We start from the raw sequence: 19,014 nt of genomic DNA, 5'->3' as shown, positions 1-19,014 counted from the left end.
ACCACCAAGCCCTGCGCGCCTTGGGCAACCGCCTCGTCGGCATCCTCCACGGCTGCCTGCACCACCACACCCACTACAACGAACAAACAGCCTGGGCACACCGACAAAACACCCAAACAACCCACGCCGCTTGACAACATACGGTCCTGGGATGTCTAACCCGAGCCCTGCGGCGGAGGCCGATCACCGGGCCGCCCAGCGCACCGCGCACCGCCGTTATGCGAGACTCGGCGCCGTGCTGAAAGCCGAGAAAACGCCGTCCGATGGTGGGCGATCGCGCGCGCCCCGGTTCGCGCGCCGGGCGACATTGCGCCGGTCGCTGCGATTGCTCGGCAGTTTCCGGTTCGAGCAGTCCGATCCCGCGGTGTTCTACGGCGGTTTGGCCGAGGACAGCGCGGCGATGATCGGTGATTTCTACGCAGATCTCACTGGCAACAGTTTGGCGGGGGCGACAATTCTGGATGTCGGGGGCGGACCGGGTTATTTCGCCGACGAGTTCGATAAGACGGGTGCGCGCTACCTTCCGGTCGAGCCGGATCCGTCGGAGATGCACGCGGCCGGGCTGTCGGTGGCGGGTGCGGTGCGCGGCTCGGGGATGGCGCTGCCGTTTCGCGACGACGCGGTGGATATCTGCTTTTCCTCGAATGTCGCCGAGCATGTGGCCAAGCCGTGGCTGATGGCGGACGAGATGGTGCGGGTGACCCGGCCGGGCGGGCTGATCGTGCTGTCGTACACGGTGTGGCATGGCCCGTTCGGCGGGCACGAGACCGGGCCGTGGCACTACCTCGGTGGCGAGTACGCCGCGCGCCGGTACCGGCGCAGGCTCGGGAAGGAACCGAAGAACCGATTTGGCCAGTCGCTGTTCGCGGTGCGTGCGTCGGACGGGTTACGTTGGGCGGCAGCCACTTCCGCCGACGTGCGCACCGTCTTTCCGCGCTATCACCCGCGCTGGGCCTGGTGGCTGGTCCGCATCCCGATGATTCGAGAGCTACTGGTGAGCAACCTCGTCGTGGTGGCTACCAAGAAGTAGCTCTAGTGCTCGAGCCAGCCGCGGCGCCAGGTGCGCCTGCCGCACGGTTCGTGCATCGGCCGCGTCCATGGCGACTCCTGAATGGCCAGTCCGACGGTTTCCAGCGTGGTCAATCCGACCTGATCCGCCAATGCCCCGACGACGGCGACGGCCTCTGCGGCCTGCATCGCCGCGGTCGCTTGCTCGATGGTCAGCGTCCGGCCCGGCAGGAAAGAAACCACCCAGCCGCCCGCACCAACACTCTTCGCTTGATGCTCTGTTTGATCGCTGGTCATCAACGATCGGTCGACCACTTGCACCGCCATGACTCGGGCTCCCCAATGGTGGTATCGGTTCAGGAATCGAGCGAGCTGATCAGTAGCTACAGCATCCTCTTTCCAGCAATAGAACGCAATAGTGCGTTCTACGAAAAGCGAACCGACAGGTTGGGATTGGTCCTGCTCAGCGGGACTGCCCGGGACCAGAACTGAAACAGGTTACAGACAACTGGGGAGCAAAACTGTAACGTGTTCTCATGCATTACGACAGCTTGTTCATCGGCGGCCGCTGGACCGCGCCAGCCACCGCCGAGCGCGTTCAGGTCATCTCGCCGGCCACGGTCGAGCCGGTGGGCAGCGTCCCCGCGGTGGCGCGCGCCGACGTCGACGCCGCGGTCGCCGCGGCCCGCCACGCCTTCGATCACGGCCCATGGCCGAAGACCCCGCCGGAAGAGCGGGCCCAGGTACTCACCCGCGCGGCGCGGCTGATCGAGCAGCGCTCGGCCGAGTTGGTCGCAGCGCTCACCGCGGAAATGGGCGCACCGCAGATGATCGCGATGACGCTCAACCAGATTCCCGCCGTTGCCGCACTCGACGCGTGCGCCGGGCTGGCGAAGTCGTTCCCGTGGCACGAAACCCGCACCGGCCTGTTCGGCACCTCGCGGGTCAGCCGGGAACCGCGCGGCGTCGTCGCGGCCGTCACCGCGTGGAACGTGCCGCTGTTCCTCGCCGCCAACAAGCTCGCACCCTCGTTGCTCGCCGGCTGCACGGTGGTGCTCAAACCCGCACCGCTGACCCCGATTACGGCCAATATGCTCGCCGACATCTTCACCGAGGCAGGCCTGCCCGAAGGCGTGCTCTCGGTGCTGCCCGCCGAGGCCGAGGCCGCCGAATACCTGGTCTCGCACCCCGGCGTCGACAAGGTCACCTTCACCGGCAGCACGGCCGTCGGCAAGAAGATCGGCGCGATCGCCACCGGACAACTCAAGAGCGTGTCACTGGAACTCGGCGGCAAGTCGGCGGCAATCCTGTTGCCGGACATGGATATCGCGGGCATCCCGGTGCTCGCCTTCTCCGGCTTGATGAACAGCGGACAGGGCTGCGTCGCGCAGACCCGCATCCTCGCGCCGCGCAGCCGGTACGACGAGATCCTCGACGCGCTGGTCGAACATGTGAAGACGATGAAGGTCGGCGATCCCAACGACCCGACCGTGCAACTGGGCCCGCTGATCTCCGAACGCCAGCGCGACCGGGTCGAGGGTTATATCGCCAAGGGCAAGGAAGAGGGGGCGCGCGTCGCGCTCGGCGGCGGGCGCCCCGAAGGCCTGGATCGCGGCTGGTTCGTCGAGCCGACCATCTTCGCCGATGTGGACAACAAGTCGACCATCGCCCAGGAGGAGATCTTCGGCCCGGTGCTCTCGGTGATCCCCTACGACACCGAGGACGAGGCTGTGGCGATCGCCAACGACTCCGTCTACGGCCTGGCCGGTTCGGTGTGGACCGCGGATGTCGAGCACGGCGCCGAGATCGCCGCGCGGGTGCGGACCGGGACCTACGCGATCAACTGGTACGCGTTCGATCCCAGCTCGCCGTTCGGCGGCTACAAGAATTCCGGGCTCGGCCGCGAAAACGGCCCGGAGGGCCTCGACTCCTTCTGCGAACAGAAGTCGCTGCTCATGCCCATGGGCTGGACGGGCTGATCAGTCGGTCGGCATAACCACCCGCAGGACGGGCTCGCTGTGGCGGCCCGTGAGGCTCGGCGCGTCGACGATCTCGACGCGCCAGCCGGGGGGCAGGACGGCCTGCAAACGCCCGGCAGCGCGGCGCAGCGGTGTACTAGCGGTCGCCAGTTCGAAACCGGCAACCAGGGGCGTAATCGATGCCCCGGTCTCCAGATCGGTCATGCTCCAACCACCTCTCGCGCGTCGATCCCATCGTTCGCCGCGAGCCTCGCGGAAAACCGATGTCGATAGGGAAGTAGTTCAGTCGATCAGTTAACGGTTAGCAATCGGACTGGTAAGTCATGAGACCAAGAACACGGCAAGCATAAGCCACTTGTGCGCAAATCTCGCACACCGGGCAACTACCCCATATCGAGCTTCGGCAAACCATTGGTGCTCGTGACCTGCGCGCACCGACCATTACCAATAGCACCACAACTTCGGGTCCGCGCGGCGGGAAACACGCCATAACAACCATTGATGATCTGTCATGAAATATGAAGCGGCTTGCCGGGAAGTGGCGACGACAGGTTGGGGTGCGCCATGATTCACGACGATCGCGACGAAAGTCGCTGTCGCGCCGCATCGCCTAGCTCGGATTGCGCCCGCACACCGACCGGTCAGTGTCGCAACGAACGACGGTAGTCCACCGGAGTCGTGCCCGTCGCCGCCCGCAGATGGGTACGCAACGCGGTCACGCTGCCGAAGCCCGACTGTGCCGCGACCACTTCGATTGGCAGGTCGGTGGTTTCGAGCAGCTCGCGGGCCCGCCCGGTGTGCTGCGCGTCCAGCCAGCGCCGCGGCGTGGTGCCGACCTCCGCCTTGAACCGGCGGATGAACGTGCGCTCGCTCATCAGCGCGTGCGCGGCCAACGCCGAAACATCCGGTGCGGCAGCCGGATGCCGCACCGCCCACGCCATGGTCGCGGCCAATCCACCATGAAAACCGCTGCTCGGCAAAGCATCCGGAATGTATTGCGCTTGACCGCCCGCACGGTGTGGTGGCGTCACATTCCACCGCGCCAATTCCGCCGCCGGGCCCGCACCCAGTTCCCGGCGGGCGATATGCAGGCACAGATCCAGTCCCGCCGAGAGACCGGCGGAGGTGAGTACCTCGCCGTCATCCACATAGAGCGCCGTCGGATCCAGCTTTACGGCGGGAAAAAGGACGGTGAACTCGTCGCAATAAGCCCAATGCGTCGTGGCGGGTCGGCCATCCAACAGACCGGCCCACCCGAGCACGAACGCACCGACGCAAATGCTCACCATGGTCGCGCCCCGAGCCGCCGCGGCACGCAGTGCCACGAGCGCCTCCTCCGGCGGCGCCAGTGTCGGCAACCCGATGCCCGGCACCACCACGATGTCAGCCGAATCCAACGCCTCCAGCCCATGCTCGACGCGCAGATCGAACCCATTCGGCGTCCACACCGACCCAGCCCGCACCCCACAGGTCTCCATCCGAAACCCCACCGGCGCCCCGAACTTCCCAGGCCCATGCCGGAACACCTGAACCGCACACGCAAGGTCGTAAGTCATAACGCCGTCCAGAGCGAGGGCAACAACCTGCTTCATCTCCCGAGTTTGGCATGAATCCGAGCTTCACTGTCATGTGTGCCACTCGCCATCTGCCGCTCACACGCGCTTGACTGAACCCGATGCACGAGCGAGAGGGATCGGGATGACCGTGGCGACTGGGATCGATTGGGAGTGGGCGACCCGGACAGGTGGCGCGCTGTCGAGTAGACAACGTCGGCAACTCATGGCTACCGTCTCCCGCGCAGTACCGGCGCTACTCGCCGACCGCGCTCGCCTCACCGCGGGCCGCCGCGGCCGGGGGCGCCTCGACTTCGCCGGCCTACGCCTACCGGATTCGGCGCTCGCGCGGGCAGCGGAAGCCGAAGCGCACGAGTCACTTTCACCCCATGTGCTCGGCCACTCGTACCGCACCTACTACTTCGGCCGAGTGCTCGCCGAACTGGACGGGGCCCACTACGACGACGAACTGGTCTACGTCTCGTGCCTGCTGCACGACCTCCATCTCGAACATCCCACCGCCGGAAGCTGTTTCGCGGTCACCGGCGCACAACGCGCCGTTGACTTCGTCGCCACCGCAGGGGCCACGCCCACCCAAGTCCAGGGGATCGGTGCCGCCATCGCCACCCACATAACCCCGGGCAACGGCAAGAACCTGAGCGATCCCGGCCGCTTCATCTACGCGGGTGCCTCCGTCGACGTAATCGGCGGCCGCATGTCCGAACTCGACCCGGAGTGGGTCGACGAACTTGTCCAACGCCACCCGCGACACAACTTCAGCAAGCACATGATCGCCGCGTTGACCAAGGAGGCGAAGGCCATGCCTCGAGGCCGGACCCGCTGGCTGAACACCCACACCGGCCTGCTCCACCTGATCCGCTACGCCCCGTTCTCCGAATAGTCCGGCCCCCAACGGATCCCACCCTCAGCTCGGCTTCTCGTCACCATCAAGCATCGAGACAAGGTAGTCGTAGTACTCAATCATGGATTCCGGCAGCCTATTTCGATCAATAGCCCGCACCCCTTGAATATCCCGCCGATCGACTTCGCAATTCTCCACAAGCTCACTCGCGGCGTGCAACTCAGCCTCGAGTGCATCGAAATCCGATTCCCCCTCGGCCAGCCAGAGCGAAACCGAAACCACAGCACCCGCTTGCCGACCAGACCATCCATCAACCCAATCCGTCGCCTCATCACAGGCCCGGGCACGAATCACCGCCGACTCACTCAATATCGCCCTGAGCACAGCGAGGAACTGTTTCGTGTCGATGGGCACGGCTCACTCCTTCCAGAACAACGGATTCGGTCGGATCGAGTGCGGTCGTCATTCCCTCTGTTGCGGAATGACTTCCAGCAACCTGGCAATACCTGCCAGATACGACTGGTCGTCTGCGTCGAGAGCCATTGACCCCAACCTCGTCGCCTCTTGGTGCGCAGCGCTACGGATAGCAGTGGTCAACTCTGCCCCTTGTTTTGCATCGAGCAGGCCGACGTCCAGCCCACCGTTAGCGTTAGCGACATGCTGCACTGCGGCAAGGCCAGGCCGAATCAGGCCGCGGCGCAAGCCCTCGGCGAACAATCTATCGAAAATTTCGCCAGACACCCACCATTCGCGATCGCCGTCGAAGCGGATAGACAACATCAGAGACCTCTAATCGAACTCGATGTTGGCGAGATCGGGCCACTCAGCAGGAAATTCATCGGTAACCCACGCATATTCCAACCCCGACAATAGGCCATCCGTGACCCACACCAGTATCTCGCCCTGATAGTCACCCTCCGAAAATACATTCGCGCCCACCGGCAGCGGGCCATTCGAGATGTCGATCTTCGGAACATCCGCAGATACCTTGATATCTATGATCCACTTGGCGCTGGTTGGTGCTGCTGAGGCAGTACCCAGTTGCACCAACAGCTCGTCGCGACCACGCAGGTTCGCCGATCGCACGAATCGATCGATTATCGCGAACTCGATCGGCGTCAACTCTCGCCACGTCTTCTCATCGCTCATGAATCAACCAGGTCCTTGGCAGGGGTCTCGACCAGCGAAGACTTCTTCACAGGCAAGTATGCGCCATGATCGCCCCGCGGCGTTGACGTGGGCGAAGCGCTCAGCTACGACACGGGAAGGCGAGGGGGACGAGTGGCACATGGCTGCAACAGAAAGTCACCGGAGCCCACTCCGCCATGTGCCACTCGTCGGTGCCTAAATTGGCCGTAGGCACAGGCTTTGTGTATCCGGTGGGTGGCTGCTCAAACGGTGCGGTTGAAAACTTATTGGGGCAGTGGGATTCGGTCTGGCGGTGGGAATGGTTGGGGCGCAAACGGAACCGCCCGTACCGTCGGAAACGGTACGGGCGGTTGACGTTACGGGACGGCTCAGCCGAGGCGTTCTTTCAGTGCCTCGAACTCGTCGCGCACACCCGAGGGGAGCTTGTCGCCGACGAATTCGAACCATTCCTCGATGAGCGGGATTTCCTTGCGCCATTCGGCCGCGTCGACCTTGAGGGCCTCGTCGACGTCGTCGGGGTCGACCTTCAAACCGTCGAGGTCGAGGTTGGCGGCGACGGGGACGTTGCCGACCGCGGTGGCGGTGGCCTCGGCGGAACCGTCGACGCGACCGACGATCCACTCGAGCACGCGGGAGTTCTCACCGAATCCGGGCCACAGGAAGCGGCCGTCGGCGCCGCGCCGGAACCAGTTGACGTAGAAGATCTTCGGCAACTTGGTGGCGTCGGCGTTCTTGCCGAGGTTGACCCAGTGGTTCAGGTAGTCGCCGACGTGGTAGCCCATGAACGGGATCATCGCCATCGGGTCGCGGCGCACGGTGCCGACCTTGCCCTCGGCCGCGGCGGTCTGCTCGGACGACAGGGTGGCGCCCATGAAAACGCCGTGCTGCCAGTCGAAGGACTCGGTGACCAGCGGAATGGTGGTCTTGCGTCGACCGCCGAACAGGATCGCCGAGATCGGCACGCCCTGCGGGTCGTCCCACTCCGGGGCCAGCGTCGGGCACTGCGACATCGGCGTGCAGTAACGCGAGTTCGGGTGGGCGGCAAGGGTTTCGGTCTCCCGCAGGAACCAGTCGTTGCCCTTCCAGTCGATCAGGTGATCGGGCGCGCCTTCCAGCCCCTCCCACCACACGTCGTTGTTGTCGGTCTGCGCGACGTTGGTGTAAACGGTGTTACCCGCCTCCATGGTGGCCATGGCGTTGGGGTTGGAGCTGTGGTTGGTGCCGGGCGCGACGCCGAAGAAGCCGAACTCCGGGTTCACCGCGTAGAGCCGGCCATCCTTACCGAAACGCATCCAGGCGATGTCGTCACCGAGGGTTTCGGCCCGCCAGCCGGGAACGGTCGGCTGGATCATCGCGAGGTTGGTCTTGCCGCAGGCGCTGGGGAACGCGGCGGCGATGTAGTAGGCCTTGTTCTCCGGGGAGATCAGCTTGAGGATCAGCATGTGCTCGGCCAGCCAGCCCTCGTCGTGGGCCATCGCCGAGGCGATGCGCAGCGAGTAGCACTTCTTGCCGAGCAGCGCGTTGCCGCCGTAGCCGGAACCGTAGCTCCAGATTTCGCGGTCCTCCGGGAAGTGGGTGATGTACTTGGTGTCGTTGCACGGCCACGGCACGTCGGCCTGGCCATCGGCCAGCGGCGCCCCGACGGAGTGCAGCGCCTTCACGAACGGGCGATCGGTGCCGAGCTTCTCCAGCGCGGCCTTACCCATCCTGGTCATCACGCGCATCGACACGACGACGTATTCGGAGTCGGTGATCTCCACACCGAGCTTGGGGTCCTCGGCACCGAGCGGGCCCATGCAGAACGGCACCACGAACAGGGTGCGGCCCTTCATCGAGCCGCGGTACAGCTCGGTCATGGTGGCGCGCATCTCGGCGGGGTCGACCCAGTTGTTGGTCGGGCCTGCGTCGGCTTCGCTCTTGGAACAGATGTAGGTGCGCGACTCCACCCGAGCGACGTCGGAGGGATCGGAGAGCGCGAGGAAGGAATTCGGCTTCTTCTTCGGATCGAGCTGCTTGAAGGTGCCCGCCTCGACAAGCTGAGCGGTCAGGCGGTCCCATTCTTCGTCGGAACCGTCGGCCCAGACCACCCGATCTGGCTGAGTGAGTTCGGCGACTTCCTGTACCCAGGCGAGTAGTTCGTTGTGCTCGGTCGGCGGCTTACCGTCGGATCCACGAAGACCAGGAATGGTCGCTGAGGTCATGAAAACTCTCCTGAGATGGGCGGTCCCTACAATGCGTCCCCGCCTGGCCACGACGCCCATGACCAGCGCGAACTTACACCGAGCGCCACCATTGGCGGGAAGGCACCCGCTACGACCAGTCGAAAGCGCGCCCCGGCTGGACGGCGGACGAGGACTTAGCGGACGCCCAAGTTCCTGATTAGAGGTTAACGCGATGTGACGACCGGTACTGAATCGGGTTCGTCACTATGTACCCATTCTTATGAGTTGATCAACCCGTGATCCAACGATCGAGGATCGCGATATCCCGTTCGCATGCCGCCAGCTGGCCCGGTTGTTCGGCAACCATCCGCCGTAAACGGGCCTCGAGTTCGGCGACTCGGCGATCGGTTTCCACCATACGGGTCGTGCTCACCTGCACGACCCGATCGGCCAGCACCGTCTCAGTTTCCACCAGCGCGGTCGCGACTCGCTGCTCGAGCTGGGCTTTTACATTGATCAGCGCGTCGGACACCCACTGCCGCACGTGCGCGCGATCGGCGAGTTGCCCGCGCGCCCGCACCACCCAGCCCGCCGCGCCCGCACCGAGCAGCAGGGTCACCGGGACGCTCGCGAAATCCAGCGCGGGCACCAGCGAAAGTGGCGAAACCAACAGCCTGCCGAGGCCGACACCCGCCGACGCGCCGAGCGCGATCATGAGGTGATCTTCGACACCGCGGTGCCGCGGATCGGGGCCGGGGCCGACCCGGGGCGCGGGGTCGCGGCGGCGCAGCGGCAGGCTGTTGCCCGGTGCGACCACGCCGTCGATGTGTGCGGTGAGTTCGCCGAGTCGCCGGTCGATGGCGAGGTCGACCGCGCCGGTCAGTTCGGTGGCCGCGTGCTGCAACCGCTCCGGATAGCCGCCGAGCTCGCTGCGGCGCATCCGGTCGAGGTCGGCGCGGGTCGCGGTGTGCAGCGCCCTGATCCGGGAGCCGACCTCGGTCATCAGATCGACCCGGGCCAGGTGCAGCTGGCCACGCAGGGTGGACATGGCGGTGGCCCGGCCGCCGTCGCGACCGGCGAGCAGCACGGCGCGCTCCTCGCGCAGCTTGGCCGTCTCGGCGCCGGAGTGCAGCGCCGTCACCTGCTCGCCGACCCGCTGCCTGGTATCGCTGAGCACGCGCGCGGTGACCGCCGCGAGCCTGCCGCCACCCTCGGCTTCGGCGCCGAGTGCGGCGGCGGCCAAGGCCGCGTGCAGTGCGCCGAGCCCGGACCGATCCAGCAGTCCCGCGTCGCCCGCGGTGCGCGCCGCGGCCGCGAGCCGCGCCGACACCGCGATGATGTCCAGCTCGACGGCGCCCTGCGCGGCGAGCCGCTCCAGGTCGCGCGCCCGCACCGAGCGCCAATCCTGGTAGGCGTGAATGCCGTTCATGGCGAGCAGGATGCGGGTGCCGTCCGCGCGCAGGCGGTGCACGATGCGCAGGGTGTCGGCACCGATGGTGGTCCCGGCGTCCAACAGGATCAGCGCGACCGGCGACGGCGCGGTGCCCGACGGTGCGGTGGTCTCCACCGCCGCGCTCGCGTCGGCCACCGGATCCGCGAGCGTGATGCGCGGTTCGAAGCGGGCCAGCTCGGTCCGCAACAGCGTGGTGTTGGCGTCGGCGGGTCCGATCAAGGTGACCGCACCGGCCGCGCCGGCCTCCTTGACCGCGCGCAGCAACGCGATGCCCTGCGGATTCCACCGTGCCACAACGGCTTCCACCTCCGGCGGTGGGCTGACGGCGGGAGCGGCCTCGGCGGGGACGGCCACGTCGGCGGGCAGCTCGAGCGGTCGGTCGGCCCCGGCCGGCGGGCCGGTCGAGGGTTCAGAGCCCGGCACTGCTCATCCGTTCCCATAGTCGGATGTAACCGTTGTGCACGCGCAACGCCGCCCGCCGGGCCGTAGGCGGCATATCGCTGGATACGACGGCACGCCAGCGGGCGGCCCTGGCCATCGCGTCGTCGGCGTCGGACGGCGCCGGGGCCGCATAGCCGGCCGCGAGATGGGCGACGGCGGGATGCGCCAGGCCCGCACACAGGCCGAGCCAGCGGGCGTCGTCGCCGAACAGGTACGCCTCCAAGATGTCTCGGGCCGTGCTGCCCTCCTCGGGAACCGCCCTGGCGGCCAACCGGGTGAGTTCGTCGAGCAGCTCGCCGCCGCGCAGCGCGGAGACCTGCTCGTAGCGGCGGTGCAGCAGGCGGTGCAGTGCGTCGATTCCGCTTGCGGCGTGCAGGATTTGCGACACCGTCTGCGGAGCGAGCTCGGGATCGTGGCCGAGCGCGGCCAGCGCGCAACTCACGCCGTACAGGTCCCAGCGCTGCAACAGTTGTTCGCGATCGGCGAGATGCGGGCCGGGGGCGACGAACAGATCCGGGGAAAGTGTCAGCGCGGCATCGGCATTCGCGGCCAGCCTGCGCAACGCGATCAGGTCGGCCTCGGTCATCGCACCCGACCTGGTGCGCAGGGCCAGCGAGGCGACCACCGGAAGCACGGCGGTGCCGACCTCCCTGCCGTACTGCTCGGCGGCGGCGACCGCGTCGCCCCACCGCCCGCCGATCGCGTCGGCCTTGTTCAACACCACGATGGTGCGCTCGGGCGGCAGCGTGGCGAGCACCCTGCGGTCCGCGGGCGACGGCGCGGCAGACAGCACGTAGATGACGATGTCGGCGTCGAACGCGGGATCGGGCAGGTCCGGCTCGTCGACCGGACCGGTCTCCACCGCCGACATCAGCGCGAGCGCCCGCAGCACCGTCGTCCGGCCCGCGTGCGCGCGGCCCATCACCTGGATGCGCGGCCGCGTGCGCCAAGCGCTGACCGCAGCGCTGGCCGCGTAGCCGATCTGCTTGTCGCGTCCGGTGCCGAACCGCAGGTCGGCGAGGAGCCGGTCGAGCTGGTCGTGTTCGCGCGCGGGCACCCCGCGTTCGCGCAACGGTCCGTCAGGCTCGGTGGCTGTCGCCATGGTGCACCCCCTTTACGGTGCGCAATTCTTGCAGAAGACGCCCGCGTTGGCGGCGACGACCGTCAGGTACCGCTGAAGTATTTGTTCACGGTGCGCACGGCCCAGTTCGGTGCGTACTTCGCGGCGACCGCCAGCACCTTTGCCTGTGCGCCGATCTCGTAGTGCACCTTGGGCAGCCTGGCGCGCTTGCGGGTGGCGTCCCAGATGCCGGTCGCGACGTCCTCGGCGGTGAGCCGGACGCCGAGCGACTTCGTCGTTCCGGTCTGCACCCCGTCCACCATCGCGGTGTCCACGAACAACGGCCAGATCGCGATCACCCGGATGTCGTGCCGCTCCCATTCGAGATCCAGTGCCTCCGTGAGGCTTTTGACCGCGGCCTTGCTCGCGCTGTAGCTGGCGAGTTCGGGCTGTCCGTAGATGGCCGACGCCGAGCAGAGGTTCACCACCTGGGCGCCAGGAGTATCACGCAGATAGCCGAACGCGGTGTGCGTGCCCGCGAGCACGCCACCGAGGTTGACGTCGATGATCGCCTGATGGGCGGACAGTTCGATGCCCTCGAACGGGCCCGCCCGCAGGATGCCCGCGTTGTTGATCAGAATGTCGAGCCGTCCGGTGTCCGCGTGGAATTCGGCGAGCCGCTCGGCCCACTGGGTGGCGTTCATCACATCGAGGATTCCGGTGTGCACGCTGCCACCGGCGCCGGTGACGTCGGCCGCGAGCCTGGTCAGCCCGACTTCGTCGATGTCGTAGGCACCGACGTGGTACCCCTGCGCAGCGAAAAGCAGGGCCGTCGCCCGGCCGATTCCGGCCGCGGCACCGGTGATGAACACTGACGGTCTGCCCATGCCGCGCAGTCTAGTGCGGCCGACCAGGAACGACCGGGCTTCCCAGAGCCGCCACCGGTCATTTACCCTGCATTCCAGTGGTCGGCGCCATAGTTGGTGCGCAACTTCGCGTTTCGAATGCTGCGCACCGACCTCGAGAAGCGCTTGCGAGCGCGAACGCGCGAGACCGCACGACGAGGAGGTCGCGATGACAGCTGATGTCATCGGCACTGCCGATAAGGAGCCCGCCCTAGCGGACGGGAAACCGCTGCTGCCGAGTAGCGACCCGTTCCACCGGCCGCCCAAGGGTTTCGCGGCCAAGCCGCCCGGCACCATCCTGCGCAGCCGCAAGATCGAGCTTGCCCTGTTCGGCGTTGTGCCGCAGCAGGTCTCGGCCTGGCAATTGCTCTACCGCAGCTGTGATATGCACGGCACCCCGGAGGCGGCGATCACCACGGTGCTGCTGCCGGTGGACGCCGATCCGCGAGAAGACCGGCCGTTATTGGCCTTTCAGACCGCGATGGACGCCGTCACCGAGAAATGTTCGCCTTCTTACGCATTGCGCTACGGCGCCCGCGCGCTGGGCTCGGTCACCCAGTTCGAGTGGCTGCTCGTCGCGAACGCGTTGCGCCGCGGCTGGGCGGTGAGCATCGCCGATCACGAAGGGCCGCGCGGAAACTTCGGCGCGCCACGCGAACCCGGCTATCGCGCGCTCGACGGCGTGCGTGCCGCGCAACGGTTCGCCCCGCTCGGCCTCGGCCCGCACACGCCGGTCGCGGTGTGGGGCTACTCCGGCGGCGGCATGGCCAGCGCCTGGATGGTCGAGATGGCACCGACCTACGCGCCGGAACTCGACATCGTCGGCGCGGTGCTCGGCGCACCGGTCGGCGATCCCGGCCAGGTCTTCGCCCGGTTGAACGGCACCAGCTACGCGGGCCTGCCCGCGATCGTGATCGCGGCCCTGCGCAGGCTCTATCCCGTGCTCGGCGCGATGCTGCAGAACGAGCTCACCCTGGACGGCCGCCGTTTCGTGGCCCGCGCGGAGACCGCGACGCCGTTCGGCGCCATCTTCGGCCTGGCCAACAAGCGAATGGACGACTACCTGAGCCGTCCGCTCGATGAGGTGATCGCGACGCCGGAATTCCAGGCCATGTTCGACGATCTACGCCTTGGCAATTCGACGCCGACCTGCCCGCTGCTCGTGGTGCAGCCGATCCACGACCAAGTGATCCACATGGACGGTATCGACGGCCAGGTCGAGCGCTACCGGCGCGGCGGCGCGCAGGTCAGCTATGTGCGCGACCGGCTCAGCGAGCACTTCTCGCTGCTGCCGCTGGCCACGCCGCTCAGCCTGGAGTGGCTCGCGGACCGGCTGGCCGGGCAACCGGTGAGCGACGAGGGCGACCGCACCGTGTGGTCGGTCGCCGCGTCGCTGACCGGGGCACGTGGCCTGTACGAGATGATGGTGACCGCCGCCAAGGTCGCGCTGGGTCGACCGCTGCGACAGGAGAGCGCGCCGGTGGCCAGGATCGACCGCGCACGCGCCGCCTGACCTCCCGCTGGACGGCAAGCACACAGTCGATTGCCGTACCACTCCTTCGATGCTGGACAATGGACGCGTGAACGACGCCGCGAACAATACTGCCGAGTCAGTTCCGGGCCCGCCGTCCACAGGTTCGGCCCGGACTGAGCTCACCGATCCCGTCGGCTCCGCCTCCGACCATCCCCCTGAACTCGAGACCCGGAACAACCGCGAGACCCGGAACAACACCGGCTCCCGCCTGTACCCCCGCGTCACCAGCTTCCGGTCGCGCCGTGGCGCGCTGACCGCGACACAGCAGCAATCGTGGGCCCGGATGTGGCCGGCGATCGGCCGCGAGGTCGCCGACGAACCGCTGGACGCCGCCGCCTGGTTCGGCCGCGACGCGCCCCTTGTCGTCGAAATCGGCTGTGGCACCGGCACTGCCACCTCGGCGATGGCCCAGGCCGAACCGCACCTGAACCTGATCGGCATCGAGGTGTACCGGCCCGGGCTGGCCCAGTTGGTGCAGCGCATCGAGCGCCAGCAGATCGGCAACATTCGGCTGCTGCGCGGCGACGCCGTCGACGTGCTGGAAAATATGGTTGCTGCCGAATCGCTGACCGGCGTCCGAGTCTTCTTTCCCGACCCGTGGCCGAAGGCGCGTCATCACAAACGGCGCCTGTTGCAGCCCGCGACTTTCGCGTTGATCGCCAATCGACTAAAACCGGGCGGTGTGTTGCATGTCGCGACGGACCACGCTGACTATGCGGAACACATTGCTGCGGTAGGTGCGGAAGAACCGCTGCTCACCGGCCTGAACGAGGCAACGGGTGGCGTCAGCGCGGAGCATCGGGACAGCGCGCCGATCGGTTTCGAAAGGCCCGTCACGAAATTCGAGGGCAAGGCACATCGTGCCGGTAGCGCCATTACCGAGCTCATATGGGGGAAGATTGAATTATGAGTGAGCGCAGCGAGCGAACGATTAGCTCGGCCGTGCTCACGGTCATGACGCCGCCGAGCGCTAGCGAGGCGGGGTTATGAGCGTGAGTGAGATGGCCCATGAGGTGGTCGATGTTTCCGGGGAGGTGCAGGGAACCGGATCGGAAGGTCTGGGTGGCGCGACGCCGGACGTGCGCCGGGTCCTGCTGGTGTGGGATGCCCCGAACCTCGACATGGGCCTCGGGGCCATTCTCGGCGGGCGCCCGACGGCGGCCTACCGTCCCCGGTTCGACGCGCTCGGTCGCTGGCTGCTGGCCCGCACGGCCGAACTGTCGGTCGGCACCGTGCACCGGGTCGAACCGGAAGCGACCGTCTTCACCAACATCGCGCCGGGCACCGCCGATGTGGTGCGGCCGTGGGTCGAGGCGCTGCGCAACGTCGGCTACGCCGTGTTCGCCAAGCCCAAGATCGACGAGGATTCCGATGTCGACGCCGACATGCTCGCGCACATCGAACTGCGCAGCCGGGGTGCCGGACTAGCGGGCATCATGGTCGCCTCGGCCGACGGCCAGGCGTTCCGCGAACCGCTCGAGGAGCTCGCCGCCAGCGGAATACCTTGTCAGGTACTCGGCTTCCGCGAGCATGCCAGTTGGGCCGTCACATCCGATACCCTCGAGTTCATCGATCTCGAGGACATCCCGGGCGTGTTCCGTGAACCGCTGCCCAGGGTCAGCCTCGACTCGCTGCCCGACGAGGGCGCCTGGCTGCAGCCGTTCCGGCCGCTCACGGCGCTGCTCACCTCTCGCCCAGCGCAAGGAGTCGCTTAAGTGTTCACACGCTGGGGCGATCTGGTCTACAAGCTGCGCTTCGGCGTCATCGGTATCGTCGCGGCCGCGCTGTTGGCGCTGGGCGGATACGGCCTCGGTTTGGGAGACCACCTCAGTTCCAGCGGGTGGGACGACCCGACGTCGGAATCCTCGCAGGGCGCGCGGATCGCCGACTCGGCCTTCGGACGCGACCACAACAGCGACGTGATCGTGCTGTACACCGCGCCGGCGGGCAAGACGATCGAGGACCCCGAGTTCAAGGACAAGGTCCTCAACAGTCTCAACAGTCTGCCGCGTGAGCATCCGGAGATCACCAAGATCAACGGCGCCTACTGGCAGACCGAGACCGGGCCGCCGTCCCCGCTGACCTTCGGTTCCAAGGACAAGAAGTACACCTTCGCGTCGATCGCCATCAAGGGCGACAACGACACCGAGATGTTGAACAACTTCCGGAAGGTGAAGGACGTCTTCACCATTCCGGGGGTGGACGTCCAGGTGGCCGGCCTGCAGGCGGTGGCGGGCACGCTGAACGACACCATGGCCGAGGATCAGCATCGGATGGAGATCCTGGCCATCCCCGCGGTCGCGGTGCTGCTGTTCTTCATCTTCGGTGGCCTGGTCGCCGCCGGGCTGCCGCTGATCGTCGGTGGCCTCACGGTGATCGGCGCGCAGGGCATCGTGCTGTTCATCACCAGATTCACCGAGGTCAATTCGTTCGTCGCGCCGGTTGTCTCGATGATCGGTCTCGGGCTGGCGATCGACTACGGCCTGTTCATCGTGAGCAGATTCCGCGAAGAACTCGCCGAGGGATACAGCACCCCCGCCGCGGTCCGCCGGTCGGTGATGACCGCGGGCCGTACCGTCGTTTTCTCCGCGACCATGATCATCGCCAGCCTCGGCGGCATGCTGCTGTTCCCGCAGGGCTTCCTGAAATCCATCGCCTACGGTTCCATCGCCACGGTCTCGCTCGCGGCGCTGACCTCGATCACCATCCTGCCCGCGATGCTCGGTGTGCTCGGCCCGCGAGTGGACATGTTCGGGCTCAAGCGGTTCCGCAAGTCCAAGACCGCCGACGAGGTCGAGAACGGTTTCTGGGGCAAGTCCACCCGCTGGGTGATGCAGCATCCGCTCAAGATCGCGATTCCGATCTGCATCCTGTTGCTGCTGTTGATCATTCCGGTCAAGAACCTGGCCTTCGGCGGCATCAACGAGCGATATCTGCCGCCGGACAACACGACTCGGCTCGCGCAGGCGAAGTTCGACTCGATCTTCCCGCTGCGAAAATCCGATCCGATCCAGCTGGTGTTCGTCTCGGAGAACAGCACCGACGTCGGCAAGGCGTGGGCCGACGCCAAGAAGGCACCCGGCCTCAACGGCACCTTCGATGTACCGGCGCGCTCCAATACCAACAACCAGGTCTATCGCACCAGTGCGACGCTGGCCGACTCCGAGGACGCCGACCCGACCATCGAGTACCTACGCTCGATCAACGTGCCCGATGGCGTGCAGATGTACGTCGGCGGCCAGCCGGTGATCCAGAAGGACAGCATCGACGCGCTGCTACACCGGATGCCGTGGATGATCGGGCTCGTCCTCCTGGTCACCACCCTGCTGATGTTCCTGACCTTCGGCTCGCTGGTGCTGCCGATCAAGGCCGCGCTGATGAGCGCGCTCGGATTGGGTTCCACGCTCGGCATTTTGACCTGGATCTTCGTCGACGGGCACGGGGCCGGGCTGCTGAATTTCACGCCGCAGCCGATCATGTCGCCGGTGCTGGTGCTGATCATCGCGGTGATCTACGGTCTGTCGACCGACTACGAGGTGTTCCTGCTGTCCCGGATGGTGGAGGCGCGGACCCAGGGCGCGTCGACCACCGAGGCGGTCCGCATCGGCACCGCGCAGACCGGCCGCATCATCACCGCGGCGGCGCTGATTCTGCTCGTGGTCACCGGCGCTTTCGCGTTCTCGGATCTGGTGATGATGCAGTACCTCGCGTACGGCATGATCGCCGCGCTGTTCATCGACGCCACCATTCTGCGCATGCTGCTCGTGCCTGCGACCATGAAGCTGCTCGGCGACGACTGCTGGTGGGCGCCGGCCTGGATGAAGAAGATCCAGCAGAAGATCGGGCTCGGCGAGCCCATCCTCGACGACGAACGTCCCGGCGGCGGTGAGGTTGTCGACCTGGTCAAGACCACGCCGATCACCGACCCGGTCACCATGCAGATCCCCGCCATCGACAACGGCAATCGACCGCGCAAGCCGCGGCGTCCGCGCACGGTGGAGGAGATCGAGGCGGAGGCGCCGACCAGGCATCTCAACAAGATCCCGCCCGCCGCACCGATGGCGCCCGGCACTCCGGCACCGGCTCCGCTCGACCCGACTCGTCAGCGGCCGACGCCGCCGTCTGGTTTCCTGTCGGATCCGAATATGCCGCGTCCGGCCGGGCCGTCGGCTACCGGGGCTACGGGCGCAGCGAGCAATCCGAACGCGCTGCCACACATACCTTTCCCGGCGATTCCGCACGATCCCACCGGGCCGCGACCCGCTCCGCCGGCGTTGCCGTTCGATATCGGCGCCGCTCGGCCCGAGCCGTCCTCGGGGTCGTCGTTCTCGGCGTTCGAGTCGCCCGCCAGCGCTTTCGAGCCGCCCGCACCGCCGGCGGTTTCCACACCTCCCGCGGTTTCCAGGGACGGTGCCAGACGGCCCGAGGCCAAGTTCGAGCCGACGCAACCGACGCCGTCATTGGCACCCTTGGATCCGCCCGCGTACACGGAATTCATTGCGCCACGCCAGGACCCGCCCGCCCCGGCGGAGCCGCCAACGCACCACGCCGCCCCCGAGCCCGCTGCCGCGGAGCCGACCGAGGCGACCGATGCCGGTGACCCGAACCGCAACAGCATCGAGGACTGGATGGCCGGTCTCCGTTCCTCCCGGCGCTCCGGCAAGCCGGACGAAGGGCGTCATCACGGTGGGGACGGGCGCACCGTCAGCGTCAACGAACTGCTCCGTCGGCGCGATCGGGATTAAAACGGCGCAACGCCGGGCGTGGTATCGACCATGCTCGGCGCAGCGCACGAATTATGTTGGGTCGAAACCGGTTCGGAATTGACCATCATTCGCAGAAACAATTGATGGCTGTCGCCTACTTCTCGCGACAGCCATCAATTTCTCAGTCGGCAGATATCGGCTG

17 protein-coding genes and 1 pseudogene are annotated in these 19,014 nt (G+C 66.8%); 8 read left to right on the top strand and 10 right to left on the bottom strand.

What is annotated here, in order from left to right; translation table 11 throughout:
* Together ACIBCN_RS30610 and ACIBCN_RS30605 are read left to right on the top strand one after the other, a co-directional pair.
* Positions 1-134 (top strand): annotated as a pseudogene (locus tag ACIBCN_RS30610) (IS110 family transposase); the annotation flags it as partial.
* Between the two features lie 101 nt (positions 135-235).
* Positions 236-1,030: a class I SAM-dependent methyltransferase gene (locus ACIBCN_RS30605; protein WP_396995187.1), complete on the top strand. Its 795-nt coding sequence runs from the start codon at positions 236-238 to the stop codon at positions 1,028-1,030.
* Positions 1,031-1,032: 2 nt separating this feature from the next.
* On the opposite strand, the gene ACIBCN_RS30600 is transcribed toward ACIBCN_RS30605, so the two are convergent.
* Entirely contained in the window at positions 1,033-1,335 is a 303-nt protein-coding gene (locus ACIBCN_RS30600; protein WP_396995162.1) for a hypothetical protein, read from the bottom strand.
* 209 nt (positions 1,336-1,544) lie between these two features.
* On the opposite strand from ACIBCN_RS30600, the gene ACIBCN_RS30595 reads away from it, so the two are divergent.
* Positions 1,545-2,987, top strand: a complete 1,443-nt coding sequence (locus ACIBCN_RS30595) for an aldehyde dehydrogenase (protein WP_396995161.1) — start codon at positions 1,545-1,547, stop codon at positions 2,985-2,987.
* On the opposite strand, the gene ACIBCN_RS30590 is transcribed toward ACIBCN_RS30595, so the two are convergent.
* Both ACIBCN_RS30590 and ACIBCN_RS30585 read right to left on the bottom strand, forming a co-directional pair.
* Positions 2,988-3,191, bottom strand: a complete 204-nt coding sequence (locus ACIBCN_RS30590; RefSeq protein ID WP_357384699.1) for a hypothetical protein — start codon at positions 3,189-3,191, stop codon at positions 2,988-2,990.
* 437 nt (positions 3,192-3,628) lie between these two features.
* Complete coding sequence (locus ACIBCN_RS30585; protein ID WP_396995160.1) at positions 3,629-4,579, bottom strand: GlxA family transcriptional regulator; 951 nt, start codon at positions 4,577-4,579, stop codon at positions 3,629-3,631.
* Positions 4,580-4,685: 106 nt separating this feature from the next.
* Here ACIBCN_RS30585 and ACIBCN_RS30580 point away from each other — a divergent pair, with 106 nt between their 5' ends.
* Complete coding sequence (locus ACIBCN_RS30580; RefSeq protein WP_396995159.1) at positions 4,686-5,441, top strand: phosphohydrolase; 756 nt, start codon at positions 4,686-4,688, stop codon at positions 5,439-5,441.
* Between the two features lie 24 nt (positions 5,442-5,465).
* On the opposite strand, the gene ACIBCN_RS30575 is transcribed toward ACIBCN_RS30580, so the two are convergent.
* From ACIBCN_RS30575 to ACIBCN_RS30545, 7 genes are all read right to left on the bottom strand, one after another.
* The gene (locus ACIBCN_RS30575) at positions 5,466-5,816 is read right to left on the bottom strand and encodes a hypothetical protein (protein ID WP_396995158.1); all 351 of its coding nucleotides are present in this window, start codon (positions 5,814-5,816) and stop codon (positions 5,466-5,468) included.
* Positions 5,817-5,864: 48 nt separating this feature from the next.
* On the bottom strand, positions 5,865-6,182 hold the full coding sequence (locus tag ACIBCN_RS30570) for a hypothetical protein (protein WP_396995157.1): 318 nt from the start codon (positions 6,180-6,182) through the stop codon (positions 5,865-5,867).
* Between the two features lie 9 nt (positions 6,183-6,191).
* On the bottom strand, positions 6,192-6,551 hold the full coding sequence (locus ACIBCN_RS30565; protein WP_396995156.1) for a hypothetical protein: 360 nt from the start codon (positions 6,549-6,551) through the stop codon (positions 6,192-6,194).
* Positions 6,552-6,919: 368 nt separating this feature from the next.
* Positions 6,920-8,752: a phosphoenolpyruvate carboxykinase (GTP) gene (locus ACIBCN_RS30560; RefSeq protein ID WP_396995155.1), complete on the bottom strand. Its 1,833-nt coding sequence runs from the start codon at positions 8,750-8,752 to the stop codon at positions 6,920-6,922.
* A gap of 250 nt (positions 8,753-9,002) precedes the next feature.
* On the bottom strand, positions 9,003-10,589 hold the full coding sequence (locus ACIBCN_RS30555) for a hypothetical protein (RefSeq protein ID WP_396995154.1): 1,587 nt from the start codon (positions 10,587-10,589) through the stop codon (positions 9,003-9,005).
* Positions 10,576-11,709 (bottom strand): hypothetical protein, encoded by a 1,134-nt coding sequence (locus ACIBCN_RS30550; protein ID WP_396995153.1) that lies wholly within the window; start codon positions 11,707-11,709, stop codon positions 10,576-10,578. The genes ACIBCN_RS30555 and ACIBCN_RS30550 overlap by 14 nt, the downstream gene beginning before the upstream one ends.
* Positions 11,710-11,771: 62 nt before the next feature.
* Entirely contained in the window at positions 11,772-12,554 is a 783-nt protein-coding gene (locus tag ACIBCN_RS30545; RefSeq protein WP_396995152.1) for an SDR family oxidoreductase, read from the bottom strand.
* A 187-nt stretch (positions 12,555-12,741) separates the two neighbouring features.
* Here ACIBCN_RS30545 and ACIBCN_RS30540 point away from each other — a divergent pair, with 187 nt between their 5' ends.
* The 4 genes from ACIBCN_RS30540 (at position 12,742) to ACIBCN_RS30525 (ending at position 18,851) form a co-directional block, all read left to right on the top strand.
* A complete protein-coding gene (locus ACIBCN_RS30540; RefSeq protein ID WP_396995151.1) occupies positions 12,742-14,085 on the top strand; it encodes a lipase family protein in 1,344 nt (447 codons plus the stop codon).
* A 49-nt stretch (positions 14,086-14,134) separates the two neighbouring features.
* Positions 14,135-15,016, top strand: a complete 882-nt coding sequence (trmB, locus tag ACIBCN_RS30535) for a tRNA (guanosine(46)-N7)-methyltransferase TrmB (RefSeq protein WP_396995150.1) — start codon at positions 14,135-14,137, stop codon at positions 15,014-15,016.
* Between the two features lie 76 nt (positions 15,017-15,092).
* Entirely contained in the window at positions 15,093-15,821 is a 729-nt protein-coding gene (locus ACIBCN_RS30530) for an NYN domain-containing protein (protein WP_396995149.1), read from the top strand.
* The gene (locus ACIBCN_RS30525; RefSeq protein ID WP_396995148.1) at positions 15,822-18,851 is read left to right on the top strand and encodes an MMPL family transporter; all 3,030 of its coding nucleotides are present in this window, start codon (positions 15,822-15,824) and stop codon (positions 18,849-18,851) included.
* The last annotated feature ends 163 nt before the right edge of the window (positions 18,852-19,014 follow it).

Origin of the sequence: Nocardia sp. NPDC051052 (assembly GCF_044456045.1) — a bacterium.
Taxonomy (GTDB): Bacteria; Actinomycetota; Actinomycetes; order Mycobacteriales; family Mycobacteriaceae; genus Nocardia.
The sequence above is the reverse complement of the archived record's forward strand: the minus strand, read 5'-3'. Positions and strand labels throughout refer to the sequence as shown.